At 61.7% G+C, this 24,028-nt stretch carries 23 protein-coding genes; 10 read left to right on the top strand and 13 right to left on the bottom strand.

All coding sequences use genetic code 11. The annotated features are described in order from the left end of the window. Both ACIOMR_RS26005 and mtnA read right to left on the bottom strand, forming a co-directional pair. On the bottom strand, positions 1-95 hold a 95-nt coding region (locus ACIOMR_RS26005), incomplete at its 3' end, for a hypothetical protein (RefSeq protein ID WP_401197176.1). Positions 96-397: 302 nt separating this feature from the next. After that, positions 398-1,474 (bottom strand): S-methyl-5-thioribose-1-phosphate isomerase, encoded by a 1,077-nt coding sequence (gene mtnA, locus ACIOMR_RS26010; RefSeq protein WP_401197138.1) that lies wholly within the window; start codon positions 1,472-1,474, stop codon positions 398-400. A 108-nt stretch (positions 1,475-1,582) separates the two neighbouring features. Between mtnA and ACIOMR_RS26015 the strand changes: the two genes are divergently transcribed. The 4 genes from ACIOMR_RS26015 (at position 1,583) to ACIOMR_RS26030 (ending at position 5,282) form a co-directional block, all read left to right on the top strand. Further along, entirely contained in the window at positions 1,583-2,914 is a 1,332-nt protein-coding gene (locus tag ACIOMR_RS26015; RefSeq protein WP_003218823.1) for a TRZ/ATZ family hydrolase, read from the top strand. A 63-nt stretch (positions 2,915-2,977) separates the two neighbouring features. After that, complete coding sequence (ubiG, locus tag ACIOMR_RS26020; protein WP_003218825.1) at positions 2,978-3,676, top strand: bifunctional 2-polyprenyl-6-hydroxyphenol methylase/3-demethylubiquinol 3-O-methyltransferase UbiG; 699 nt, start codon at positions 2,978-2,980, stop codon at positions 3,674-3,676. 4 nt (positions 3,677-3,680) lie between these two features. Continuing rightward, on the top strand, positions 3,681-4,352 hold the full coding sequence (gene mupP, locus ACIOMR_RS26025) for an N-acetylmuramic acid 6-phosphate phosphatase MupP (RefSeq protein ID WP_003218827.1): 672 nt from the start codon (positions 3,681-3,683) through the stop codon (positions 4,350-4,352). Between the two features lie 189 nt (positions 4,353-4,541). Then, the gene (locus tag ACIOMR_RS26030) at positions 4,542-5,282 is read left to right on the top strand and encodes a YciK family oxidoreductase (protein ID WP_003218829.1); all 741 of its coding nucleotides are present in this window, start codon (positions 4,542-4,544) and stop codon (positions 5,280-5,282) included. 140 nt (positions 5,283-5,422) lie between these two features. On the opposite strand, the gene ACIOMR_RS26035 is transcribed toward ACIOMR_RS26030, so the two are convergent. Genes ACIOMR_RS26035 through ACIOMR_RS26060 form a run of 6 tightly spaced genes read right to left on the bottom strand, consistent with a single transcriptional unit; the run spans position 5,423 to position 11,602 of the window. Beyond that, positions 5,423-6,937 (bottom strand): ABC transporter substrate-binding protein, encoded by a 1,515-nt coding sequence (locus ACIOMR_RS26035; protein WP_401197143.1) that lies wholly within the window; start codon positions 6,935-6,937, stop codon positions 5,423-5,425. Between the two features lie 51 nt (positions 6,938-6,988). After that, complete coding sequence (locus tag ACIOMR_RS26040; protein WP_177117286.1) at positions 6,989-7,960, bottom strand: ABC transporter ATP-binding protein; 972 nt, start codon at positions 7,958-7,960, stop codon at positions 6,989-6,991. Beyond that, positions 7,957-8,913 carry an ABC transporter ATP-binding protein gene (locus tag ACIOMR_RS26045; RefSeq protein WP_401197146.1) on the bottom strand — a complete coding sequence of 319 codons (957 nt, stop codon included), beginning with the start codon at positions 8,911-8,913 and terminating at the stop codon, positions 7,957-7,959. Before ACIOMR_RS26045 ends, ACIOMR_RS26040 begins: the two co-directional genes overlap by 4 nt. After that, positions 8,910-9,767 (bottom strand): ABC transporter permease, encoded by an 858-nt coding sequence (locus ACIOMR_RS26050; protein WP_401197149.1) that lies wholly within the window; start codon positions 9,765-9,767, stop codon positions 8,910-8,912. The genes ACIOMR_RS26045 and ACIOMR_RS26050 overlap by 4 nt, the downstream gene beginning before the upstream one ends. Further along, positions 9,764-10,711, bottom strand: coding sequence for an ABC transporter permease (locus tag ACIOMR_RS26055; RefSeq protein WP_003218838.1), 948 nt, complete (start codon positions 10,709-10,711; stop codon positions 9,764-9,766). Before ACIOMR_RS26055 ends, ACIOMR_RS26050 begins: the two co-directional genes overlap by 4 nt. Positions 10,712-10,714: 3 nt before the next feature. Next, a complete protein-coding gene (locus tag ACIOMR_RS26060; RefSeq protein ID WP_008437674.1) occupies positions 10,715-11,602 on the bottom strand; it encodes a proline iminopeptidase-family hydrolase in 888 nt (295 codons plus the stop codon). Between the two features lie 182 nt (positions 11,603-11,784). On the opposite strand from ACIOMR_RS26060, the gene ACIOMR_RS26065 reads away from it, so the two are divergent. Together ACIOMR_RS26065 and ACIOMR_RS26070 are read left to right on the top strand one after the other, a co-directional pair. Beyond that, the gene (locus ACIOMR_RS26065) at positions 11,785-12,549 is read left to right on the top strand and encodes a LuxR family transcriptional regulator (protein ID WP_008437673.1); all 765 of its coding nucleotides are present in this window, start codon (positions 11,785-11,787) and stop codon (positions 12,547-12,549) included. Between the two features lie 94 nt (positions 12,550-12,643). Beyond that, the gene (locus tag ACIOMR_RS26070) at positions 12,644-13,576 is read left to right on the top strand and encodes a proline iminopeptidase-family hydrolase (RefSeq protein WP_003218843.1); all 933 of its coding nucleotides are present in this window, start codon (positions 12,644-12,646) and stop codon (positions 13,574-13,576) included. Between the two features lie 116 nt (positions 13,577-13,692). On the opposite strand, the gene ACIOMR_RS26075 is transcribed toward ACIOMR_RS26070, so the two are convergent. Beyond that, a complete protein-coding gene (locus ACIOMR_RS26075; protein ID WP_177008099.1) occupies positions 13,693-15,204 on the bottom strand; it encodes a nucleobase:cation symporter-2 family protein in 1,512 nt (503 codons plus the stop codon). A gap of 172 nt (positions 15,205-15,376) precedes the next feature. Between ACIOMR_RS26075 and ACIOMR_RS26080 the strand changes: the two genes are divergently transcribed. Further along, positions 15,377-16,327 carry a LysR family transcriptional regulator gene (locus ACIOMR_RS26080; RefSeq protein ID WP_177022873.1) on the top strand — a complete coding sequence of 317 codons (951 nt, stop codon included), beginning with the start codon at positions 15,377-15,379 and terminating at the stop codon, positions 16,325-16,327. Positions 16,328-16,471: 144 nt separating this feature from the next. Further along, complete coding sequence (locus ACIOMR_RS26085) at positions 16,472-17,305, top strand: nucleoside-binding protein (RefSeq protein WP_102368416.1); 834 nt, start codon at positions 16,472-16,474, stop codon at positions 17,303-17,305. Here the strand turns inward: ACIOMR_RS26085 and punC are convergent. Further along, positions 17,302-18,495, bottom strand: coding sequence for a purine nucleoside transporter PunC (gene punC / locus ACIOMR_RS26090; protein WP_401197156.1), 1,194 nt, complete (start codon positions 18,493-18,495; stop codon positions 17,302-17,304). The two genes, ACIOMR_RS26085 and punC, sit on opposite strands and share 4 nt — an antisense overlap. 122 nt (positions 18,496-18,617) lie before the next feature. Here punC and punR point away from each other — a divergent pair, with 122 nt between their 5' ends. Then, on the top strand, positions 18,618-19,550 hold the full coding sequence (gene punR, locus ACIOMR_RS26095; protein ID WP_003218855.1) for a DNA-binding transcriptional activator PunR: 933 nt from the start codon (positions 18,618-18,620) through the stop codon (positions 19,548-19,550). Positions 19,551-19,615: 65 nt separating this feature from the next. Here punR and ACIOMR_RS26100 read toward each other — a convergent pair whose 3' ends face one another. After that, positions 19,616-20,785 carry an aspartate aminotransferase family protein gene (locus ACIOMR_RS26100; protein WP_102368414.1) on the bottom strand — a complete coding sequence of 390 codons (1,170 nt, stop codon included), beginning with the start codon at positions 20,783-20,785 and terminating at the stop codon, positions 19,616-19,618. A 103-nt stretch (positions 20,786-20,888) separates the two neighbouring features. Here ACIOMR_RS26100 and ACIOMR_RS26105 point away from each other — a divergent pair, with 103 nt between their 5' ends. Beyond that, positions 20,889-21,794: a LysR family transcriptional regulator gene (locus ACIOMR_RS26105; protein ID WP_003218860.1), complete on the top strand. Its 906-nt coding sequence runs from the start codon at positions 20,889-20,891 to the stop codon at positions 21,792-21,794. On the opposite strand, the gene ACIOMR_RS26110 is transcribed toward ACIOMR_RS26105, so the two are convergent. Together ACIOMR_RS26110 and fabV are read right to left on the bottom strand one after the other, a co-directional pair. After that, positions 21,791-22,414, bottom strand: a complete 624-nt coding sequence (locus ACIOMR_RS26110) for an HAD family hydrolase (RefSeq protein ID WP_401197160.1) — start codon at positions 22,412-22,414, stop codon at positions 21,791-21,793. The genes ACIOMR_RS26105 and ACIOMR_RS26110 overlap by 4 nt on opposite strands. Positions 22,415-22,514: 100 nt before the next feature. Further along, complete coding sequence (gene fabV, locus ACIOMR_RS26115) at positions 22,515-23,708, bottom strand: enoyl-ACP reductase FabV (RefSeq protein WP_003218863.1); 1,194 nt, start codon at positions 23,706-23,708, stop codon at positions 22,515-22,517. Positions 23,709-24,028: the final 320 nt, after the last annotated feature.

Raw genomic sequence — 24,028 nt, forward strand, 5'->3', positions numbered from 1 at the left:
CGACCGACAATTACGCTCATCGCGTAGTCGAGGTAGGACTGTTTCAGCTCGTCTTCGATATTGACCGGGAGGATTTCTTTGGCCAGTTCGCCCATGAGAAGCCTGATTCCTTTTTCGGGTGAAACCTCGTCACATCCTATGGGACGAACGAAGCTCGCCGCTGCTGGCATGATGCCTGGCAACGACTTACGACAAATCAACGAGTTATGACACGGATCTGCGCATTAAAGGTTACCCCTTGGGGTGACCCTGGAAACCGCCGGATGTTATCACAATCGCCGCCACGCACCTATCCCCCTGATGCGCATGGAGCATAGTAAGTTGACGGATGACAGGCTTGACGGCGACGAGAGGGCCTTAGAGCTGGATCCAAGGGGATTTTTGCGGGCAAATTGCCTCAATGCAGGCGTTTACGACACATCAGTTGCGCCAACTTCGCCGTGTCGGGGCGTTCGACGATGCCCTTTTCAGTGACGATCACATCAATCAGGTCCGCCGGCGTCACGTCGAACACCGGGTTGAAGGCGTCTACATCAGCGGCTACGCGGGTGCCGCCGACTTCCAGCAGTTCACGGGCGTCGCGCTCTTCAAGCGGCACGTCATCACCGCTGGCCGCCATCAGGTCGATGGTTGAGCTGGGCGCCACCACCATGAAACGCACGCCGTGATGCATGGCGCACACCGCCAGCTGATAGGTGCCGATCTTGCTGACCACGTCACCGTTGGCCGCAATGCAGTCGGCACCGACGATCACCCAGGTCACGCCCTTGGTCTTGAGAATATGCGCGCCAGCCGAATCGGCATTCACGGTGACCGGAATGCCTTCATTGGCCAATTCCCAGGCCGTCAGCCGCGAGCCTTGCAGCCAGGGCCGGGTTTCGTTGGCGTAGACCCGTTCCACCATGCCTTCCAGGAACGCACCGCGAATCACCCCGAGCGCGGTACCGACGCCGCCGGTAGCCAGCGCACCCGCATTGCCATGGGTCAGGATCGCCTGGACATTGCCCTGGTGCTTGCGGATCAGCTCTACACCCAGCTGCGCCATGGTCAGGTTGGCTTCACGATCACTTTGGTGAATCGCCACCGCCTCGGCCTCCAGCACCTTCAACGGATCGGCGTGTTTCTTGAGGCGATCGAGGCAATCGCGCATGCGCTTCATGGCCCAGAAAAGATTCGACGCGGTCGGGCGGGTATCCGCCAGCAGCGCGTAGTCCTCTTCCCAGGCGGCCTGCCAGTCATCGCCCTCGGCGATGTGGGCACGAGCGGCCAGCACCAGGCCATACGCCGCACTGATGCCAATGGCCGGCGCACCGCGCACCACCATTGTGCGAATGGCCTCGGCCACCTCGGCAGCACTGGCGCAGGCGACCCAGGTTTCTGCAGACGGCAAAATACGCTGATCGAGCAGGTACAGTGCGCCATCACGCCAGTCGATGGCCTTCACTTTCTCCGCAGCCAACAGTCGATCGCGCATCCCTCACCCCGCACTCATGAACAAAAGCCGCCGATTATAGCGATCCGCCAGCCAGGACGCTCGGGTATACTTCGCCGTTCTTTATAGATGCCTGGGAAACTGCCCTCGATGACACCGACTGCCGCCCCGCTCGACTTATTGCTGCTGCCCACCTGGCTGGTACCTGTCGAGCCTGCCGGCGTAGTGCTCAAGGAGCACGCCCTGGGCATTCGTGACGGGTGCATTGCGTTTATCGGCCCACGCGCCGCGGCCTTGAAGCTCGCAGCGAGCGAAGTGCGTGAACTGCCGGGCATGCTGCTCAGCCCCGGCCTGATCAACGCCCACGGCCACGCGGCCATGACGCTGTTTCGCGGCCTGGCCGACGACCTGCCGCTGATGACCTGGCTGGAAAACCACATCTGGCCCGCCGAGGCCAAGTGGGTCGACGAAGCCTTCGTCCGCGACGGCACTGACCTGGCCATCGCCGAGCAGATCAAGGGCGGCATCACTTGTTTCTCGGACATGTACTTCTTCCCGAAAGTCGCCAGCGAACGGGTGCACAACAGCGGCATGCGTGCGCAAATCGCCATCCCGATCCTGGATTTCCCGATTCCCGGCGCTGCTGACGCCGACGAGGCGATTCGCCAGGGCGTCGAGCTGTTCGGCGACCTCAAGCATCACCCTCGGATCAAAATCACCTTCGGCCCGCACGCGCCGTACACCGTCTGCGATGAAAACCTGGAAAAAATCCGGGTGATCGCCGAGGAACTGGACGCCTCGATCCACATGCACGTGCATGAAACCGCCTTCGAAGTACAGCAGTCCGTTGAACAGCGTGGTGAACGCCCGCTGGCACGGCTTGGCCGCCTGGGTTTGCTGGGGCCGCGCTTCCAGGCCGTTCACATGACCCAAATCAGCGATGACGACCTGACTTTGCTGGTAGAAAGTAACACCAGCGTGATCCATTGCCCGGAATCCAACCTGAAACTGGCCAGCGGCTTCTGCCCGGTGGAACGCCTGTGGCAAGCCGGCGTCAATGTGGCAGTAGGCACCGACGGCGCGGCCAGCAACAATGACCTCGACCTGCTGGGCGAGACCCGCACCGCCGCGCTGCTGGCCAAGGCCGTCGCCGGCTCGGCCACCGCCCTGGATGCCCACCGCGCCCTGCGCATGGCCACCCTCAACGGCGCCCGGGCCATGGGCCTGGAAAGTCAAATCGGCTCGCTGGAAGTCGGCAAGGCCGCTGACATCGTGGCCTTCGACCTGTCGGGCCTGGCGCAACAACCGATCTACGATCCGGTCTCACAGCTTATATATGCCACCGGACGCGATTGTGTGAAACACCTTTGGGTCGGCGGCAAGCAATTGCTCGACGACCGGCAACTGACCCGCCTGGATGAACAACAGTTGTGCGCCACGGCCATCGCCTGGGGCCAGCGCATCAGCGGACACAGCGAATAACACCCGCCCTGGCAACGCATGCCAGGGCCGGCAAAACGTTTTATCAGATTTAGAGGATTCCCCATGAGCAACGTCGACCACGCTGAAATCGCCAAATTCGAAGCCCTCGCCCATCGCTGGTGGGACCGCGAAAGCGAGTTCAAACCCCTGCACGACATCAACCCGCTGCGGGTCAACTGGATTGACGAGCGCGTCAACCTGGCCGGCAAGAAGGTACTGGATGTGGGTTGCGGCGGCGGGATCCTCAGTGAATCCATGGCTCAGCGCGGCGCCACCGTGATGGGTATCGACATGGGCGAAGCGCCATTGGCCGTGGCCCAGTTGCACCAACTGGAGTCCGGCGTGAACGTCGAATACCGGCAGATCACCGCCGAAGAGCTGGCCGAAGAGATGCCCGGGCAGTTCGACGTGGTCACTTGCCTGGAAATGCTCGAACACGTGCCGGACCCGTCCTCGGTGATCCGCGCCTGCTTCCGCATGGTCAAGCCCGGTGGCCAGGTATTCTTCTCCACCATCAACCGCAATCCGAAGGCGTACCTGTTCGCGATCATCGGTGCCGAATACATCATGAAGCTGCTACCCCGCGGCACCCATGACTTCAAGAAATTCATCCGCCCTTCCGAGCTGGGCGCCTGGAGCCGTCAGGCCGGGCTGACCGTCAAGGACATCATCGGCTTGACCTACAACCCGCTGACCAAGCACTACAAGCTGGCCAGCGACGTTGACGTCAACTACATGATCCAGACCCTGCGCGAGGAGTAAGCCTGTGAAGTTGCGAGCGGTTCTTTTCGACATGGACGGTACCCTGCTGGACACCGCGCCAGACTTTATCGCCATCTGCCAGGCCATGCGCGCTGACCGCGGCCTGGCACCGATCAACGACCAGCACATCCGCGATGAAATCTCCGGCGGCGCCCGGGCGATGGTCGCCGTGACCTTTTCCATGGACCCCGAGTCCCCGGGCTTTGAAGAGCTGCGCCAGGAATTCCTCGAGCGTTACCTCAAGGGCTGCGCGATCCACAGCAAGCTGTTCGAGGGCATGGAGGAGCTGCTGGTGGATATCGAGAAATCCAGGCTGATCTGGGGCGTGGTCACCAACAAGCCACTGCGCTTTGCCGAACCGATCATGCAGCAGCTGGGCCTGGCCGAGCGCTCGGCGCTGCTGATCTGCCCGGACCACGTGAAGAACAGCAAGCCGGACCCGGAACCGTTGATCCTGGCGTGCAAGATGCTCGACCTGGACCCGGCCAGCGTGCTGTTCGTGGGGGATGACCTGCGGGACATCGAGTCGGGCCGCGACGCCGGCACTCGTACCGCGGCGGTCACCTACGGCTATATCCACCCGGACGACAACCCGCGCAACTGGGGTGCCGATGTGGTGGTGGATCACCCGCTGGAATTGCGCAAAGTGCTGGACAGCGCGCTGTGCAGCTGCTGATCGGGACTGCCTGAGGTTGCTGCAATTTTGTGGAGAGGGAGCTTGCTCCCGTTCGACTGCGCAGCAGTCGCGAAAAGCTGGGGCTGCTTCGCAACCCAACGGGAGCAAGCTCCCTCGCCACAGAAGCCTTGGCCAGCCTTAGCCGCAATCAATCACATGGATTTTCTGTGAACTTTGTCGAGGTTGTTTATGTTTGATTACTCCGCACGTCCAGAACTGCTCAAGGGCCGGGTCATCCTGGTCACCGGCGCCGGTCGCGGGATTGGCGCAGCGGCGGCCAAAACCTATGCGGCCCACGGCGCCACCGTGCTGCTGCTGGGCAAGACCGAAGCCAACCTGGCCCAGGTCTACGACGAAATCGAAGCCGCCGGCCAGCCGCAGCCGGTGGTGATCCCGTTCAACCTGGAGACCGCCCTGCCCCATCAATACGATGAGCTGGCAGCGATGATCGAAAAGGAGTTCGGCCACCTCGACGGTTTGCTGCACAACGCCTCGATCATCGGCCCGCGCACACCGATCGAGCAGTTGTCCGGCGAGAACTTCATGCGGGTGATGCATGTGAACGTCAACGCGATGTTCATGCTGACCAGCACGCTGTTGCCGCTGCTCAAGCTGTCCCAGGATGCGTCGGTGGTGTTCACCTCAAGCAGCGTGGGCCGCAAGGGCCGGGCTTATTGGGGGGCTTACGGGGTGTCGAAGTTTGCCACCGAAGGGCTGATGCAAACCCTGGCGGACGAGCTGGACAACGTCGCACCGGTGCGCGCCAACAGCATCAACCCAGGCGCCACCCGCACCAGCATGCGGGCCCAGGCGTATCCAGGGGAGAACCCGACCGATAACCCGACACCGGAGGAAATCATGCCGGTGTACCTGTACCTGATGGGGCCGGACAGTACCGGCATCAATGGGCAGGCGTTTGACGCGCAATAACTATCTGGAACACAGTACAACCTAATGTGGGGGCGGGCTTGCTCGCGAAGGCGGAGTGTCAGTCAACAGAGATATCGACTGATCCACCGCCTTCGCGAGCAAGCCCGCTCCCACATTTGTATTGCGGTGATCTCTAGAACTTAGTTCTTCACCACTTCCTCAAGCGTGAAGCGCCCCAACGGGTTTTGCAGGAAGTTGCTGACGTTCTTGCGTGAGATGTTGATGTACGGGCTGTAGTACAAGTCGATCCAGTTCACATCCTGTTTCGCCATTTTCTGCAGGTCGACGTACATCTGCTCACGCTTGACCGGGTCCGCCTCGATCCGCGCCGCGGCCACCAGGTCCTTGACCTTGTCGTTCTTGTAGCGAGTCATGTAGTTCTGGTTGGTGTCGTGGCCCAGCACGAAGGTGGTCTTCTGGTCCGGGTCGAGGATGTCGTTGGTCCAGTACATCACCGAAATATCGTAATCGCCGTCCACCAGCATCTGCCAGCTTTGGGTCGGGTCGACCTTTTGCAGGTTGGCCGTCACACCGACCTTGGCCAGTTGATCCTTGATCATCACCGCAATCTGCTCGTCGGCTTCGTTGCCGGCGTTGACCACGTAGTTGAGCTTCAAATCCTGAGCGCCGGCAGCCGCCAGCAGCTTCTTGGCTTCGGTCGGGTCATACGGGCGTTGCAGGTTGTTGGCGTAGTGGTACAACGAGCCTTTTGGGATGTAGGAATAGGCCACGGTGCCCTGGCCGAAGGTGGCGGTTTTCACCAGCGATTGTTTATCGATGGCCATGTCCAGCGCCTGGCGCACTTCCGGCTTGGCCAGCAGGCCGTGGGCGTGGTTGATCAACAGGTGATCTTCACGGGTGGACGGATCGGAGTGCACCACCACGTTCTTGTCTTTTTTCAGCTCTTCAACCCGGGAAAACGGGACGAAGATCGCCGTGTCCAGCTCGTTGTTCTGCACCATGCGCATGCGGGTGTTGTCGTCGGTGACGGAGACCCATTCCACACCATCCAGGCTGACGTTGCTGGCCTGCCAGAAGTTCGTGTTCTTCTTCAGGATCACCCGATCGCCCTTGCGCCACTCGTCCACGGTAAACGCGCCGGAGGTCACCGGGTTTTCCGAGTAGGCGTCTTCGCCCATCTTGGTCATGGCTTTTTCCGACAGGATCGACACCGTCGGCGAAGCCAGTTGCGAGAGGAAGGCCACCGCCGGGGTTTTCAAGGTCACGACCAGCGTCTGCGGATCAGCTGCCTTGGCGGTGTTGATCAGGCTGAACGGGTCGCTCCACAGCGAGGCCTTGTTGTCGCGGATGCGCAACAGGCTGAAGGCAGCGTCGTCGGCGGTGATCGGCGAGCCATCCGAGAACTTCGCGGCCCGCAGCTTGAAGGTGTACGTCAGGCCGTCCTTGGAAATGTCCCAGCTTTCTGCCAGCCCCGGTTCCATCTTGGTGCCCAGGTTGTCCACGCGCACCAGGGTGTCGTAGACGTTGGCGAACACCCAGGTATCGCGGTTCTGCGCGCTTTTGATCGGGTCAAACGTGGTGCTGTCTTCGCGGCAGCCGATGGTCAGCACACCTGCGGCGTGGGCAATACCGGCGGTCAGCGACCAGGCGGTGAGTGTGGCGGCGGCGAGCAACTTCAAGTGACGGGATTGCATGTCATAACTCCTTGTCTATAACGGCGGTTGTTCATGATCGGCAGGAAGGGTTCAAAGCAAAGGTTCTTCAAGCACGCAACTGTACCGATGCGTTTGCACAACGTGAGTCGGCGGCAATACCTCGGCACACACGGCGCGTGCATGTCGGCAACGCGGGTGAAAGGCGCAACCGCTGGGCAGTCTCAACGGGCTGGGTGGCTCGCCCGGCAAGGGCTCGCTGGGCAGCGGGCGGTACGGATCAATCTCCGGGATCGCCTGGATCAACGCCGCCGTGTAGGGGTGACGGGGCGTGGTGAACACTGCCTCCACCGGGCCTTCCTCGACGATTTTCCCCAGGTACATCACCGCCACCCGATCACACAGGCGGCGGACGATGGCCAGGTCGTGGGCGATAAACAGGATCGCCAGGTTCATGCGCTGTTGCAGTTCCAGCAGCAGGTTGATGATCTGGCCCTGGATCGACACATCCAGGGCAGCCACGCATTCGTCGGCGATGATCAGCCGCGGCTCCACCGCCAGCGCCCGGGCAATGCCGACGCGCTGGCACTGGCCGCCGCTCAGGGAGCCGGGCTTGCGGCTGGCAAGCTCGGGGCGCAGACCTACCAGATCGAGTAATTCGTCGACCCGGCGTGGGATGTTTTCCGACGCCACCTTGCGCTGCACCCGCAGGACTTCGGCGATGGTTTCGCCGACGGTAAGACGCGGGTTCAGGGCCGCGTAGGGATCCTGGAAGATCATCGCCGTCTCGTGCCGCAAACGGGCGATATCGACCGGCCCGGCGTGGGCCATGTCGATGCCGTCAAACACCACCTGCCCGGCGCTGATGGGGTTGAGGTGCAGGATCGCCCTCCCCAATGTGCTTTTGCCGCTGCCGGACTCGCCCACCAAACCCAGTGTTTCACCGGCGGCCAGGGTCAACGACACCCCGTTGACCGCCCTCACCCACTGTTTATTCAGGCCGAACAGGCCGCTGCCGGCGGCGGCGAAACGCACCTCAAGGTCATTCACCTGCAACAGCGTCATGGGCGAACTCCCAGGGGATAGTGACAGGCCACCCGCGCGCCTTCCGGCAGCAGCTCGGTGCACAAGCTGCCGACTTGCGGGCAGCGCGGGTTGAACCGGCAGCCCTTGGGCAATGCGTCGAGCAATGGCGGTTGGCCGGCGATGGTGCGCAACAGGGCGTGGCCGCTGCTGGTGGCGGGCTGGCACTCGATCAGGCCGGCGGTGTAAGGGTGTTGCGGGTGTGCCAGCAGCTCGTATTTGCTGCCGTGTTCGCACAGGCGCCCGGCGTACATCACGGCGATGGAGTCGCAGGTTTGCGCCACCACGCCCAGGTCGTGAGTGATCATGATGATCGACAGGCCACGCTGGTCCCGCAGGTCCAGCAACAGCCGCAGAATCTGGGCTTGCACGGTCACGTCGAGGGCGGTGGTCGGTTCGTCGGCAATCAGCACCTTGGGATTGCAGCCAAGGGCCACCGCGATCATTGCCCGCTGGCGCATGCCGCCGGAAAACTCGTGGGGGTAATTGTCGATCCGCGCCTGGGGATCGGGAATGCCGACCTGGCGCAGCACTTCGATAGCCTGCAAGCGCGCCTCCTTTTTCGACGCACCCTGGTGCAGTCGGATGCCTTCGGCGATCTGCTCGCCGATGCGCATCAACGGGTCGAGGTGGCTGCTGGGGTTCTGGAAAATCATCCCAAGTTGCCCACCGCGTACCGCGCGCATGCCGGCGTCATCCAGCTGCAGAAGGTCCTGGCCCGCCAGGCGCACCGAACCGCCCTGCACCCGCAGGCTCGGGGACGGCAGCAAGCGCATCAGCCCGCGACAGGCCATGGTCTTGCCCGAACCGCTTTCGCCCACCAGGCCGAGGATTTCACCTTCGGCCAGGTCGAACGACACCCGGTCCACCAACGTTACGTCGCGCCCGGTGTTATTGGCGATGACGCTCAGGTCCTGCACCTGCACCAGGCTCATGAGCGATCCCCCAGCACTTGCGCCACACCATCGGCCAGCAGGCTGAAGCCCATGGCCAGGGTCACGATGGCCAGGCCCGGGAAAGTGCAAATCCACCAGGCGGTGGTGATGAACGCCTGGCCTTCGGCAACCATGGTGCCCCACTCGGCGGTCGGCGGTTGTACGCCCAGGCCGAGGTAGCTGACCGCTGCGCCGTTGAGCAGCACCAGCACTGCGTCAGACATCGAGAACACAATCGAACCGAACATCGCGTTGGGCAACAAATGCCGGAACAGAATGCGCCCATGGCCAAAGCCCAGGCTTTTGGCGGCCAGGGCGAAGTCGCTTTCCTTGAGCACCAGGATCTGCGAGCGGATCAGCCGCGCGTAGGACACCCAGCCCACCAGCGCCATGGCGATGTAAAAGCTTTTCAAACCCGGGCCGAGAATGGCCATGATCGCCAGCATCAGCACCAGGAAAGGGAACGCGAGGATCACGTCGATCACCCGCATGCAGAAGCTGTCGAAACGCCCGCCGATGTAGCCAGACACCGCACCGACAAAGGTGCCGATCAGGAACGGAAAGATCACCCCGACCACCGCCAGTTGCAGGTCGATGCGTGCGCCCCAGATCACCCTCGAAAGGATGTCTCGCCCGTAGTTGTCCGTGCCAAATGGATGGGCCTGGCTGGGACCCAGCAAACTGATGTCGGTGTTTTGCGCAATCGGGTCAAAGGGTGCGATCCAGGGGGCGAACACGGCCAGCACCAGCCATGTCAGCAGAATCAACAGGCCCCAGGCCGCCGTCAGCCGGCCATTGCGAAAACCGAAGCGCAGGCGCAGGCGCCACGGGGCGATCAATGGGCGGCTGCTCATTGCATCTTCACTCGCGGGTCCAGCGTGACCGTCACCACATCGGCAACAAAGTTGACCAGCACGGTGGCACAGGCCAGCACCATCGCCACGCCCTGCACCACCATGTAGTCGCGGGTGAAGATGCCGCGCACCAGCAATTGGCCGATGCCGGGAATCGCAAACAGGCTTTCGATCACCACCGTGCCGCTGATCAGCCAGCCAATGTTCACCGCCAGCAGGTTCACCGCCGGCACCAGGGAATTGGGCAGCACATGACGACGAAACACCGCCGCCTCCGACAAACCTCGCGCCCGGGCGGCGGTAACGTGGTCAGCCTGCAATTCCATCAACATGCTCGCCCGCAGGTTGCGCACCAGCACCGCCGACAGCGCCAGGGCGATGGTCAGGCACGGCAGAACCATGTGGTGCGCCTTGTCCAGCCAGGTGCGCCCATACCCGGAGACCGGGAACAGGCCCCATTGCACGCTGAGCAACAGGATCAGCATCAAGCCCAGCCAGAACGCCGGCATGCCCAGGCCCACCGTAGTGAACAGCCGGATCAGGTTATCCGCCCAGCCACCTTTATTACGCGCGGCCACGGTGGCCAGCGGCACGGCGATCAACAGCGCCAGCAGCACACTGCCGAGCACCAGGAACAGGGTCGGCTCGATGCGGGTGACGATCAGTTTCAGCGCGTCGACCTTGTACAGCAGTGACTGGCCGAGGTCGCCCTTGAGCAGGTTTTTCAGGAAGTAGAAATATTGCAGCCACAGCGGCTGGTCGAGGCCGTACTGGGCGCGGATCTTCAGCAAGGCGTCCGGGGTGCTGCGCGAACCCAGCAGGGCCCGCGCCGGGTCGCCGGGAATCGAGCGCACCAGCACAAAGGTGATCAGGCTGATGCCAAACAGCACCGGCAGCAATTGCAGCGGCCGGGACAGCACAAAACGGTAACGCGCCAGGTTCATCCGTCAGCCTCGATGACGAGCGAGGAAGTCCAGCAGCACCGGGAAGTATGCCTGGGGCTCTTCGTAAAACGGCATATGGCTGCTGTTGGGGAACACGTGCAGCTCGGCGTGCCGGGCCGCGCTTTTCATGCGCATGGCGCAGGCCGGGGTCAGTTCGTCGTGCTGGCCGGTGGTGATCAGTATCGGCATCTTGAACTCGGCCATCTCGGGGATGCGGTTCCAGTCCTTGAGGTTGCCGATGTAGAGAAATTCGTTGGGACCCTGCATGGTTTCGTAGGGGCCCATGTTCCAGTCGCCGAGGGAACGCTGGACCGGCGCCGGCCATTCGTCCAGGCGGCAGACGTGGCGGTAGTTGAGCAAGGTAATCGCGGCCTGGTACTGCGGGTGATCGAGGGTGCCCATGGCTTCATGGCGTTGCATCATCGCCACGGTTTCGCTACCGAGTGCGCCGCGCAGGCGTTCCAGCTCGAGGGACAGGTGCGGAATGTCGCCGACGGTGTTTTCCAGAATCAGGCTTTTCAGCGCATCGGGGTAGTGAATGGCGTACTCGATGCCCAGCCATCCGCCCCAGGAATGCCCCAGCAAGTGCACGCGGCCAAGGCCAAGGGCCTGGCGCACGGTTTCGACTTCTTCGACATAACGGCTGATTTCCCACAGCGAAACATCGGTCGGTCTGGCTGAAGCGCCCGTGCCAAGCTGGTCGAATGCAACCACTCGCAGGCCGTTGTCCTTGAGCCAGCCATGGGCGTCGCGCAAGTAGTCGCAAGGCAGCCCGGGGCCGCCATTGAGGCACAGCAACACCTCATCGCCTTCGCCAAAGCTATAGGCCACGAGGTTGTGGCCATCGACCTGCACGTTGTACCGCTGGTCGGGGGCAATTTCACGCCACATGCATACATTCCTTGTTGTGTGTCGGCCCTGTGGAGAGTGGCCGTTTAGAGGCCAACACTACCGAGGATGCCGCGTGTCCATAACCTGGTAATTCTTATAGGTTTGGTCTGGCAGTCCTTCGCCGGGGCGTGGCATTCTACTTGCAGCAAGACGAGATTCAAATGAAATCGGGAGCAGAACGGATGCTGGCCAGGCTAACTGCGTTTAATGACCGTCTCATCCCCGGCAGGAGCCTGGATGAACAGATGGACAACACCCTCGTATTGGCCCAGGACCTGGGTTTTGATGCGTTGGTCTACGACTACACCCCCGTGCCCATTGACCATAATGGTGCACTGATCACCCCTTCTGTGCTGCAACTGCGCAATACCCCGCCCGACTGGTACAACCTGTGGTGCAGCTCCGGTTTTTATCAGATCGATCCGGTGCAACACCTCGCGCTGTCGACGGTTTCACCGTTTGTGTGGTCCTACGAGGCCAAGGCCGATACCGCGCTGCAAAAAATCATCGACCCTTGCCACGCCCCGGTTTCCAGCTACCTGCACGACCGCCAGATGACCTGCGGCGTCAGCGTGCCGATCCATTTGCCCCGTGGCGGCTTCGCCTCGCTGACCGGCCTGCGCACCGGCAAGGCCAGCGCCGTGTTGCAGGACGCCCGCCAGACGCTGTCGGAATTCAGCCTGATTACCCACGCCTTGCAGGAAGCGGCCTACCCGCTTTTCAGCAAGGAACTGCGTTCCTACCCGCATATCCGCCTGACCAAGCGTGAGCGCGAATGCCTTAAATGGGCCGCCGACGGCCTGACCGCCGCCGAAATCGCCACGCAATTGAGCCGCTCCCTGGCAGTGGTTACCCTGCACCTGGCGTCGGCCATGCACAAACTGGGGGCCAAGAACCGGGTGCAAGCGGTGGTACGGGCCACTCATTACCGGCTGCTGGAAGACTGATCCGAAGGAAAAACCTAGCTGTTTTGCTAGTTACTTAAACTTTCTGTGCCGACTATCGTGTACCTGATCACTTTTTCTCAGGGCAGGGCACGAAATGGAATTCATCGAAACAATCCGCGAAGGCTATGCGGCCTTTCGCGACTACCAGACCTGGTATCGGGTAACCGGCGACCTGGACAGCGGCCTCACGCCGCTGGTCATCCTCCATGGTGGCCCGGGTTGTACCCATGATTATGTCGATGCCTACAAGGACGTAGCCGCCAGTGGCCACGCGGTCATTCACTACGACCAACTGGGCAACGGCCGCTCCACCCACCTGCCTGACAAAGACCCTTCATTCTGGACCGTCGGCTTGTTCCTCGAAGAACTGGACAACCTGCTGGACCATCTGCAGATCAGCAACAACTACGCGATCCTGGGTCAATCCTGGGGCGGCATGCTCGGCAGCGAACACGCCATCCTGCAACCCAAGGGCCTGCGTGCATTTATTCCGGCCAACTCGCCGACCTGCATGCGTACCTGGGTTGCCGAGGCCAACCGCCTGCGCAAGCTACTGCCTGAAGGCGTGCACGAGACCTTGCTCAAGCATGAACAGGCCGGCACCTACCAGGACCCTGAGTACCTGGCCGCCTCGCGGATTTTCTATGACCAGCACGTGTGCCGGGTCAATCCGTGGCCGGAAGAAGTCGCCCGCACATTCGCCCAGGTGGATTCGGACCCGACGGTGTATCACGCCATGAGCGGCCCGACGGAATTCCATGTAATTGGCAGCTTGAAAGACTGGAACGTGATCGGCCGGCTGTCGAAGGTCAATGTGCCGACCCTGGTGATTTCCGGTCGCCATGACGAGGCCACGCCGCTGGTGGTCAAGCCGTTCCTGGATGAGATTGCCGATGTGCGCTGGGCGCTGTTCGAAGACTCCAGCCACATGCCGCATGTCGAAGAGCGACAGGCGTGCATGGGGACGGTGGTGCAGTTTTTGGATGAGGCTTGTTCGGTGCCCCACAGAACGCTCAAGACTGGCTGAGATCAAAATGTGGGAGCGGGCTTGCTCGCGAAGGCGGTGGATCAGTCAGCATATTTAGCGACTGACACACCGCCTTCGCGAGCAAGCCCGCTCCCACATTGGACTCTTTGTGGCTGTTACACCTCGCTGGTCTGTGCCCTGCCGTGCACGGCCGCTTTCTTCGGCACTTCCTCCAGCAACGGAATCTCCTTGCCCTCGGCATCAAACAGCTTGCCGCCGCTGAAGTAATCCCCGTCCCGCAACGCCGCCACGTCCTGGAAGCACAGGCTGCGTTCCGTCCCGGCAACGAATACCGACTGCTGGTCCGAGTTGCCCGCGGTGAAGTGGTTGAACGCCAGGTTCAACAGGATCGCCATGATCGCCGACGAACTGATCCCCGAATGGAAAATGGTCGCGAACCAGCTCGGGAAGTGATCGTAGAAACTCGGGGCCGCAATCGGGATCATGCCAAAACCGATGGAAGTGGCGACGATGATCAGGTTCATGTTGTTGCGGTAATCAACCTTGGACAAGGTCCGGATACCACTGGCAGCCACGGTGCCGAACAGCACGATCCCGGCCCCGCCCAGCACCGAAGTCGGCACTGCCGCAATCACCCGCCCCATGAACGGCAGCAGGCCGAGGATCACCAGGAATATCCCACCGGTGGCGACCACATAACGGCTCTTGACCCCGGTAACCGCCACCAGCCCGACGTTCTGTGCAAACGCGCTCTGGGTGAACGAGCCGAAGATCGGCGCAAACATGCTCGACAGCATATCCGCACGCAGGCCATTGCCGAGGCGCTTGGAGTCGACCTTGGTGTCGATGATTTCACCCACCGCCAGAATGTCCGCCGAGGTTTCCACCAGCGTCACCATGACCACGATGCACATGGAAATGATCGCCGCGAGATGGAAGGTTGGCATGCCGAAATGGAATGGCGTGGGAAAGCCGAACATCGGGCCCTGGGTCACGCTGGAGAAGTCAGCCATGCCGAGGAACACCGCGATGACGGTGCCGATCACCATCGCCAGCAGGATCGACAGTCGCGAGATGGTCGCGCTGCCGATCTTGCTCAGCAGCAATACCAGCACCAGGGTCAGCGCCGCCAGGCCGATGTTCGGCATGCTGCCGAAATCTGCGGCGCGGCTGTTGCCGCCCATGGCCCAGCGGGCGGCGACAGGCATCAACGTCAGGCCGATGGTAGTGATCACAATCCCGGTAACCAGCGGCGGGAAGAATTTGGTGATTCGCGAGAACACCGGGGTGATCAGCAGGCCTATCAGGGAGGCGGCCATCACCGCCCCGAGAATCGCCGGGATGCCACCCGCACCGTCGCTGCCAACAATCGCCACCATGGTCGCCACCCCGGCAAAGGACACCCCTTGCACCAGCGGCAACTGGCAGCCGAAAAACGGCAGGCCCAGGGTTTGCAACAGCGTAGCCAGGCCTCCGGCAAACAGCGAGGCAGCGATCAGCAGGCCAATATCGGCCGGCGACAACCCGGCCGCCTGGCCGACGATCAACGGTACAGCCACGATGCCGCCGTACATGGTGAGCACATGCTGCAGGCCGTAAGCCATGTTGGCCGCGACGCCGAGATTCTCATCTTCTGGCCGCTGCGGTGACGTCTTCGGGATAGTCATGGTGAGGGGTTCTCTGTTTTTGTTGTGCACTCACTGTATGCAATAGAAAGATTGGATGTCCATAGAGTTGTATACAATCATTTTCACAAGAACACCCTGAACGCCGTTACAAAAATCCATTCAGCCGCCCTGCCCCGTGGCTCGAAGCGCTGCGCACAAGGACTTGAAAAAAATGCTCAACCGCAAGCTGCGCATCCACGCCCCGGCGATTTACTACTTCGACATGGTTCGCCGCTGCCACTCGATCCGCGAAGCCGCGCGCCGCCTGAACGTGGCGTCTTCGGCGGTGAACCGGCAGATCCTCAAGCTGGAAGACGAGGTGGGCGCGGCGCTGTTCGAGCGCCTGCCCGGCGGCCTGCGCCTGACGGCGGCCGGGGAAATCCTGACCCGCCACGTGAGTTTCCTGTTGCAGGACGTGGAGCGCGTGCGCGGTGAACTGGATGGCTTGAACGGTGTGCAGACCGGCCACGTGGAAATCGCCACGGTGGAAGGCGCCACTGTGGAGCTGCTGCCCGCCGCCCTCAAGCGCATGCGTGAGCGTTATCCGAAAGTGACCATTGGCGTCACGGTACAAGGTTCGCAATCGATTCCCGGTGCGGTGGTCAACGGCCAGGCTGACCTGGGGTTGGCCTTTGCCTTACCGCGCAGCAGCGAAACCATCCAGGTGTGTGTCGGCCATTTCCGCCTGGGGGCGTTGATGGCACCGGGGCATCCGTTGGCCGGTGAAAGCAGCGTGAGTTACGCGCGCTGCTGTGAACACGGGGTGATCCAGGCCAAGAGCGAGCTCTCGGTTCACCACCTGATCGCACCGCTGCACAAGCGTTCGGCGGCGACGAACAAGCCATTGCTGCACAGCAACTCGATGGAGCTGGCCCGGCAACTGGCGCGCCAGCAACTGGGCATCGCGTTCCAGACGCGCATTGGCGTGGAGGTAGATTTAGCCCGCGGCGAACTGCTGCACATTCCGCTCAGCGACCAGGGCGGGATCTTCAGCGACCTGGGCCTGTACGCCCGCAAAGACCGGGACTTGCCGATGGCGGTGCAAGCCATGGCCCATCTGCTCAGTGAAGAAATCAACTTGCGCGAACATCAGGAAACGCCCTCGGCGCCACGTATTTCCTGACTCTCAGGCCAGCTTCAGTGCTGCCGTTTCGGCATCGGCCCAGGCGAGATTCTGTTCTTTGGAACCCACAACGGATGTGCCGATACTGCGCCCGGCGACCCTTGCGCGGTCGCCATGAGCCAAAACGCCAAAGGAATTAAAACAATGAAAAAGGCACTGCACGGCGCAACCGTATTACTCACCCTGTTCGGCGGCGGGGAGGCTGTCGCGCTGGAATGGATGAACAACAGCCTGGGATTTCGCTACGGCCAGCAGTTCACCAACCCGAACAACCCGGATGAATTCAGCAAGCGCATCTACAGCTTCACCCACGCCAGCGGCTACCAGTACGGCAGCAACTACCTGAACCTCGATGTGTTCCTGTCCGACAGCCGCGACCCGCGCAAGGGTACCGACCACGGCGGCAGCGAAGTGTATGCGGTGTACCGGCACCAGCTGTACGCCTCACGGGTATTCGATGTGCCGCTGGGCACCGGGGTGATCAAGGATTACGCACTGACCTTCGGCTTTGATGCCAACCGCAACAACAACCTGGCGTCGGCGAAAAAACGTGCGCTGGTGATTGGCCCGACCTTGAAGTTCAACACCGTCGGCGTGCTGGACCTGAGCCTGATGTACTACAAGGAAAGAAACCATTCCGGCATCCCTGGCGCGAAAGAACCCGATCACACCTTCGACGATACCTACATGCTCAACCTGACCTGGATGCGGCCTTTCGAGATCGGCAACCACGGGGCGAAGTTTCAGGGGTTTATCAATCACGTCGGGGAAAAGGGCGAGGACTTCCATGGCCGCGACACCGCGCCGGAAACCCTGATGCGCACCGCGCTGATGGTGGCGGTGCGCCCGGGCAAAAGCGTCAAGCCCAATCTCTACCTGGGCGTCGGGTATGAGTATTGGCATAACAAGTTCGGCGTGGACGGCGGCCGGGGTAGCCGCACGTCAACGCCGACGGTGAACATGGAAGTGACGTTCTAGCGGGCGCGCACCAGGTCGGCATCGCCATCGTCGACCTTCGGTCGCGCCAGCCAGTAGCCCAACACGGCCAATGGCGCGGTCGCCAGCATCACGATCGCAGTGATCAACAGCGGCTGGTCGATCATCGACGACACGATCAGGCTCGCCAGGAAGCACAACCCCAACTGCAAGGTGTTCTGCAATGCCGCCGCCTTGCCGGAATTTTCCGCAAACGGCATCAGTGCATTCGCCACCACGATCGGGTAGCTGGCGCCATTGACCAGGGCCATCAGGCAGAACGGAATCAGCAAGGTGGCGAGCGTCGGCACGGTCAAGGTCGCGACGAGGTACAGCGCGACCATGCTGATGCAGTACGCCAGCAGCAGCCACGGCAACAAAGTCTTGCCCTGGAACCGCTGCAACGCACTGCGGCAACTGTAGCCACCGATCAGGAACGACAGCGTTGGCAATACGTAGCTCAAGCCGATGTCATTCGGGCTGTAGCCCATCCCGCCAAGGATGAACGGCGAGGCGGTAAGCCAGGCGAAGAAACTGGCCGAGCATGCGGCAAAGATCATCACGTTGCCGGTGAACACCCGCGACTTGAGCAATTGCCCATAGCCGATTCGGGACGGTTCGCCGTCGGTTGTCAGGCGTTTCGGCAGCGGCCTGAGAAACAACGTAGGCAGCAGCAGGAGCAGCGAAACCACCAACAACACACCGAAAATCGCCTGCCAGCCCCAGTGATTCAGCATCAGCGCTCCCAGCAATGGCGCCAGGGCCGGAGACAGTGACATCAGCGGCATGATGCCGGCGAACACCCGATGGGCCTTGTCCGTCGGGTAGCGGTCGATCACCAGCGCCTGCCAGCTGACGGCGGCGGAACACACGCCAATCGCCTGGACAAAACGCAAGGCCAACAGTTGCGGTGCGGTCTCGACCCAGAACATCCCCAGGCAGCCGAGCACAAACAGTGAAAGACCCGTAAGCAGCACCGGCTTGCGTCCCAACCGGTCGGACAGCGGCCCCCACAGCAACTGCCCTACGGCAAAGCCGGCGAGGAAAATGCTCAGGCTCGCGCCCACCGCGCCGGGGGAAATCTGCAGTTGCTCGCCCATGGCGCCAAACGCCGGCAAGTACATATCCATGGCCAGATAGCCGAGCATGCTCAGCCCCGCCAAGTACCAGGTGAATCCAAAAGAATTTTTCATTGAAGCCTTGTATAACCTGCCATCAAACTATTTGCTGACTGGCGTCTATTATGAAGCTGAGCAAATCCCTGTGAAGCGATAATAATTGGACACTCTTATCAATAATTTTGAAGGCAAATCCCATGTGGTCTGAATACTCCCTGGATGTGGTGGATGCAGTGGCCCGCCACGGCAGCTTCAGCGCCGCCGCCCAGGAACTGCACCGCGTGCCGTCAGCCATCAGCTACACCGTGCGGCAACTCGAAGAATGGCTGGCGGTGCCGCTGTTCGTCCGACGGCATCGGGATGTGGAGCTGACACCTGCGGGTAAATTGTTCATCGACGAAGCCCGCGGCGTCATGAAAAAAATGCTCGGCACCCGCCGGCTGTGCCAGCAAGTGGCAAATGGCTGGAGTGGCCAGTTGAAAGTCGCGGTGGATTCCATCGTTAAACAGCAGCGCTGCCGGCAGTTGGTACTGGATTTCTATCGGCAGTTCCCGGAGGTGGAATTGCTGTTGGATTACGAGGTGTACAACGGGGTGTGGGATGCCCTGGCCGATGACCGCACCGATATCGTGATCGGCGCCACCAGTGCGGTGCCGGTGGCCAGTCAATTCACGTTTCGTGACATGGGCCTGCTGAACTGGCTGTGCGTGGTCAGCAGCCGGCATCCGCTGGCAGCGGTCGAAGGCCTGCTCAGCGATGACCAACTGCGGCCCTTCGCCTCCCTGTGCATGACCGACACCTCGCGCAACCTGCCCAAGCGCGACACCTGGACCCTGGATAACCAGCGTCGTTTGGTGGTGCCGCACTGGGCTTCGGCGATTGATTGCCTGCGGGACGGCTTGTGCGTCGGCATGGCACCGGCGCACCTGGTGCAGCCGTGGATCGAGCGCGGCGAGCTGAGCGCCCTGCAACTGTCCCGGCCCTTCCCTGCCAGCCCGTCGTGCGTGGCCTGGGCACAGAACAAACTGTCGCCGGCCATGGCCTGGTTGCTGGATTACCTGGGGGATACCGAGACCCTGAATCAGGAATGGCTGAACGGGGTGCAGGTGGGCTCCGGCTACCCCGTTTGACTGATCGTTCCCACGCTCTGCGTGGGAATGCAGCCAGTGACGCTCCGCGTCAGCCTCATCCGTGTTTAGTCCAGAAGCCGGGAAAGTGCGCGCACGATCATCTCCACTTCCTTGGCATCGATGGTCAGCGGCGGCAGCAGGCGGATGATCTTGCCCCGCGTGACGTTGATCAGCAGGCCATGCTCTTGCGCCGCACGGTGGGCCAGGTCGCGCTGAGGCGTTGCCAGTTCGATGCCGATCATCAGCCCTTGCCCGCGAATCGCCAGCACCTGGGGATGCTCGTTCAATTCCACCCGCAGGCGCGCCAGCAGCCGCTCACCCTGTTGCGCCGCGTTGTCCAGCAGGCCTTGTTCTTCGATGATCTCCAGCACCGTACAACCGACACGGCAGGCCAGCGGGTTGCCGCCGAAGGTGCTGCCGTGGCTGCCGGGGGTAAACAGTTGCGCAACAGCGGCCCGGGCCAGGCACGCGCCAATCGGCACACCGTTGCCGAGGCCTTTGGCCAAAGTCATCACGTCCGGCACGATGCCTTCATGCTGGAAGGCAAACCAGCGACCTGTACGGCCGATCCCGGTCTGGATCTCATCGAGCATCAACAACCAGCCTTGCCGGGTGCAGTGCTCGCGCAAGGCTTTCAGATAGCCCGGCGGCGCGACTTGCACGCCGCTTTCGCCCTGGATCGGCTCAAGCAGCACCGCAACAATGCGCGGGCCAAACTCCCGGGTCACGGCCTCCAGTGCCTTCAAGTCACCGAAGCCGACCTTGATAAAGTCCCCCGGCAGTTTTTGAAATCCCAACCGCACGGAAGGCCCGTCGCTGGCGGACAGGGTGCCCAGGGTGCGCCCGTGAAAGGCATTCTCCATCACCACCACCAGCGGCTGTTCGATACCCTTTTTCCAGCCATGCAGCCGGGCCAGCTTCAGCGCCGTTTCGTTGGCTTCGGCACCGGAGTTGTTGAAGAACGCCTGGTCCAGCCCGGAGAGCCGGGTGAGGCGCTGGGCCAGGCGCTGCTGCCAGTCGATGCTGTAGAGGTTGGAGGTGTGCAGCAGCAAACCGGCCTGCTCACTGATGGCCGCTACCAGCCGCGGATGGGAATGACCGACGTTGGTCACCGCCACACCTGCCACCGCATCCAGGTATTCACGGCCCTGCTGGTCCCACAGGCGCGTGCCAAGGCCTCGGGTAAAGCTCAGGGGCGACGGTTGATAAGTGGTCATCAGGCAGGCGGCGGTCATGGCATCAGGCTCCAGTGCATCGTAGTGATGGCACCAGTATCGTTAGCCACCCGAGCTGGATAAACTGCACAACACTGCGATCACTTTAAACCAGGGCTTGATAATGGATCTGTTCCAGGCGATGACGGTGTACGTAAAAGTGGTGGAAGCCGGCAGCATGACGGCGGCAGCGCAGGCGTGCGGCATGTCCACCACCATGGTCGGCAATCACCTGCGCGCGCTGGAACAACGCCTGGGCGTCAGCCTGCTCAAGCGCACCACGCGCAAGCAAAGCCTGACCGAGTTTGGCGGGATTTATTACCAGCGTTGCCTGGAGGTGCTGGGCCTGGTGGCCGACTCCGAGCAGATGGCCGAACAAGCCAACAGTGACGTGCCCAAGGGCCTGCTGCGGATCACCGCACCACCGGCCTTTGGCACCGAACGCCTGGCACCGGCGCTCAGCGAATTTTCCCAGCGCTACCCACAGATCAAGCTGTACGTGGTGCTGAGCAACCAGCGGATGGACATGGTCGACAGCGGGTTCGACGTGGCCATCCGCTTGGGCGACCTGGACGCGCCAAGCCTGATTGCCCGCCCCATGCAGGATTACACCATCACCCTCTGCGCCTCTGCGGAGTACCTGGCGCGCCGTGGCACACCTCAACGCCCCGATGATCTGCAGCAACATGACTGCCTGGCGTTCGCTTACCCGGCGACCGACGATTGGCGCAACGCCGACAAGTTGTGGCGAATGCGCGGCGCAGAGGGCGACGTGGAAATTCCGGTTTCCGGCTCATTGACCATCAACAGTTCGCAGGCCTTGCGCCAGGCTGCCCTGGAAGGCATGGGCATCGTGATGCTGCCTGACGCCCTGGTCGAGCCAGACCTGCGGGCCGGTAAACTGGTGGCATTACTGACGGACTACCAACTGCCCAGCCGGCCCATGCATTTGCTGTACGCCCAGGACCGCTATCGCCTGCCCAAGCTGCGGGCGTTCGTGGACTTCGTCATGGAGAAATGGGCGCGCTAGAGGCTCACCCCCAGCTCGATCAAGCGCTCCCGGGTCTGCGCGGCAGACACGTGGTGAATCCCCTGCCAACCCAGCGCAGTAGCCGCCTCGGTATTGCCGGCTACGTCGTCAATAAACACCACTTCACCCGGCTGGATATCCGGCAAATGGGCGCGCACCTGCGCCAGGCTGGCGTGGTAAATAGCAGGATCGGGCTTGATCAGCTTGATTTCGCCGGACACCACGATGTCGCGAAAATACTGCAGGAAGGGATAGTGGGCGCGGGCATAGGGAAAGGTCTCGGCGGACCAGTTGGTCAGGCCGAACAGCGGCATCTTCGCCTCATGCAACGCTTCGAGTATCGCCACGCCCTCCGGCAATGAACCACGCAGCATCTCGTGCCAGCGGTCGTAGTACGCCTGGATCAGTGGTTCATGCTGCGGATGTTCGGCAATCAGCCCGCGGGTGCCCTCGGCCAGGCTGCGCCCGGCGTCCTGCTCGGTGTTCCAGGCCTGGGTGCAGACGGTGTCCAGGAACTGTTGGCGCTCCCGGTCGTCGGTAATCAGCTGGCGGTAGAGATGGTGCGGGTTCCAGTCGAACAGGACACCGCCGAAATCAAAAACGACTGCACGAATCGTCATGTAGATCCTCCGTTAGCGTGGGTGTGATAACGGCCGCAGTCTGGCATGACGCGCACAAAAAAGCGGCCCCTGGAGGCCGCTTCTTCGTTACCGCAAGCGCTTAAGCCTGAATCAGGCCCTTGATCTTCACGGTCGGATTCACGTCAGCGTCGTAGTCCACGCCGTCGATCTCGAAACCGAACAGGCGCAGGAATTCCGCCTTGTAGCCGGCAAAATCGCTGATCTCGTTGACGTTGTCATCGGAGACCTGATTCCACAGGGCCGCTACCGCGTCCTGAACCTTAGGCTCAAGTTCCGCGAGGTCGGCGCGCAGGCGGCCGTCGGCGTCGAGCTTGGGCTCTTTGCCATACAGGCTGTCCTTGAACAGGCCGTAGACCTGCTCGATGCAACCTTCGTGGGTGCCCTGCTCTTTCATCACTTTAAACAGCAACGACAGGTACAGCGGCATGATCGGGATCGCCGAGCTGGCCTGGGTCACTACTGCCTTGAGTACCGACACACGGGCGTCGCCTTTCAGCGCCGCGAGGTTTTCGCGCAGGGTCAGGACTTTCTTGTCCAGGTCCTTCTTGGCTTCGCCGATGGAGCCGTTCCAGTAGATGTCCTGGGTCAGCTTCTCGCCGAGGTAGGTGAACGCGGTGGTCTTGGCGCCTTCGGCCAACACGTCGGCGTCACGCAGGGCGTCGATCCACAGCTGCCAGTCTTCGCCGCCCATGACTTTCACGGTGCCGTCGATTTCTTCCTGGGTGGCCGGTTCGAGGGTGGTGTCGACCACGACGCCCTTGTCGGTGTTGATGCCGCGCAGGGTCACAGCCTTGCCGATCGGCTTCAGGGTGGAGTTGTGCACCACGCCTTGCGGGTCGGTACGGCGTGGCGCGGCCAGGCTGTAGACCACCAGGTCGATCTTGCCCAGGTCTTTCTTGATGGTTTCGATGGTCAGGCGCTTGATCTCGTCAGAGAACGCATCGCCGTTGATGCTCTTGGCGTACAGGCCTTTTTCCAGCGCAAACTTCTCGAAGGCGGCGCTGTTGTACCAGCCGGCAGAGCTGAGCTTGCCTTCTTCGCCTTCTTTCTCAAAAAACACGCCCAGGGTGTCGGCGCCGCAGCCAAAGGCAGCGCTGATGCGCGCGGCCAGGCCGTAGCCGGTGGAAGCCCCGAGGACCAGCACCTTTTTCGGGCCGCCTTCAATGGCACCGTGTTCGGTCACGTAGTCGATCTGCTCTTTGACATTCGCTTCACAGCCAACCGGGTGAGCGGTCACACAGATAAAGCCACGAACCCGCGGTTTGATGATCATAAAATTTCTGCCTCTTCCAAGGTGCCGAAGGCCAATGGTGGCCATTACAGCGTCAATCGTACCGGTCTATGACGCCCGGAAAACCGAAGCGTCACGATAGTCGCAAATCTTCTGTTCACAAAATGCTATCCGCAACACCGCCGACCTGACCATCCGCCGAGGCATTTTAGGGGGACAACGGTAAAAATCTGTGCTGCGACTTCACAAATTTCCAGCATTTAAAACGCCACGTGAGGGCGATAACACCCTATCATGACCATATTATTTCGATATGTTTCGGCTCGGGCATGATGCCCACGGGTTGACTGACTCCTTTGCCT

This window comes from Pseudomonas sp. NPDC087814, from assembly GCF_044742865.1.
Taxonomy (GTDB): Bacteria; Pseudomonadota; Gammaproteobacteria; order Pseudomonadales; family Pseudomonadaceae; genus Aquipseudomonas.

Excerpts from the sequence above, each read along its gene's own strand:
- mtnA (WP_401197138.1), bottom strand. The coding sequence starts at position 1,474 with ATGCGCGATCGACTGTTGGCTGCGGAGAAAGTGAAGGCCATCGACTGG.
- ACIOMR_RS26015 (WP_003218823.1), top strand. The coding sequence starts at position 1,583 with ATGACACCGACTGCCGCCCCGCTCGACTTATTGCTGCTGCCCACCTGG.
- ubiG (WP_003218825.1), top strand. The coding sequence starts at position 2,978 with ATGAGCAACGTCGACCACGCTGAAATCGCCAAATTCGAAGCCCTCGCC.
- ACIOMR_RS26030 (WP_003218829.1), top strand. The coding sequence starts at position 4,542 with ATGTTTGATTACTCCGCACGTCCAGAACTGCTCAAGGGCCGGGTCATC.
- ACIOMR_RS26035 (WP_401197143.1), bottom strand. The coding sequence starts at position 6,937 with ATGCAATCCCGTCACTTGAAGTTGCTCGCCGCCGCCACACTCACCGCC.
- ACIOMR_RS26040 (WP_177117286.1), bottom strand. The coding sequence starts at position 7,960 with ATGACGCTGTTGCAGGTGAATGACCTTGAGGTGCGTTTCGCCGCCGCC.
- ACIOMR_RS26045 (WP_401197146.1), bottom strand. The coding sequence starts at position 8,913 with ATGAGCCTGGTGCAGGTGCAGGACCTGAGCGTCATCGCCAATAACACC.
- ACIOMR_RS26050 (WP_401197149.1), bottom strand. The coding sequence starts at position 9,767 with ATGAGCAGCCGCCCATTGATCGCCCCGTGGCGCCTGCGCCTGCGCTTC.
- ACIOMR_RS26055 (WP_003218838.1), bottom strand. The coding sequence starts at position 10,711 with ATGAACCTGGCGCGTTACCGTTTTGTGCTGTCCCGGCCGCTGCAATTG.
- ACIOMR_RS26060 (WP_008437674.1), bottom strand. The coding sequence starts at position 11,602 with ATGTGGCGTGAAATTGCCCCCGACCAGCGGTACAACGTGCAGGTCGAT.
- ACIOMR_RS26065 (WP_008437673.1), top strand. The coding sequence starts at position 11,785 with ATGCTGGCCAGGCTAACTGCGTTTAATGACCGTCTCATCCCCGGCAGG.
- ACIOMR_RS26070 (WP_003218843.1), top strand. The coding sequence starts at position 12,644 with ATGGAATTCATCGAAACAATCCGCGAAGGCTATGCGGCCTTTCGCGAC.
- ACIOMR_RS26075 (WP_177008099.1), bottom strand. The coding sequence starts at position 15,204 with ATGACTATCCCGAAGACGTCACCGCAGCGGCCAGAAGATGAGAATCTC.
- ACIOMR_RS26080 (WP_177022873.1), top strand. The coding sequence starts at position 15,377 with ATGCTCAACCGCAAGCTGCGCATCCACGCCCCGGCGATTTACTACTTC.
- ACIOMR_RS26085 (WP_102368416.1), top strand. The coding sequence starts at position 16,472 with ATGAAAAAGGCACTGCACGGCGCAACCGTATTACTCACCCTGTTCGGC.
- punC (WP_401197156.1), bottom strand. The coding sequence starts at position 18,495 with ATGAAAAATTCTTTTGGATTCACCTGGTACTTGGCGGGGCTGAGCATG.
- punR (WP_003218855.1), top strand. The coding sequence starts at position 18,618 with ATGTGGTCTGAATACTCCCTGGATGTGGTGGATGCAGTGGCCCGCCAC.
- ACIOMR_RS26100 (WP_102368414.1), bottom strand. The coding sequence starts at position 20,785 with ATGACCGCCGCCTGCCTGATGACCACTTATCAACCGTCGCCCCTGAGC.
- ACIOMR_RS26105 (WP_003218860.1), top strand. The coding sequence starts at position 20,889 with ATGGATCTGTTCCAGGCGATGACGGTGTACGTAAAAGTGGTGGAAGCC.
- ACIOMR_RS26110 (WP_401197160.1), bottom strand. The coding sequence starts at position 22,414 with ATGACGATTCGTGCAGTCGTTTTTGATTTCGGCGGTGTCCTGTTCGAC.
- fabV (WP_003218863.1), bottom strand. The coding sequence starts at position 23,708 with ATGATCATCAAACCGCGGGTTCGTGGCTTTATCTGTGTGACCGCTCAC.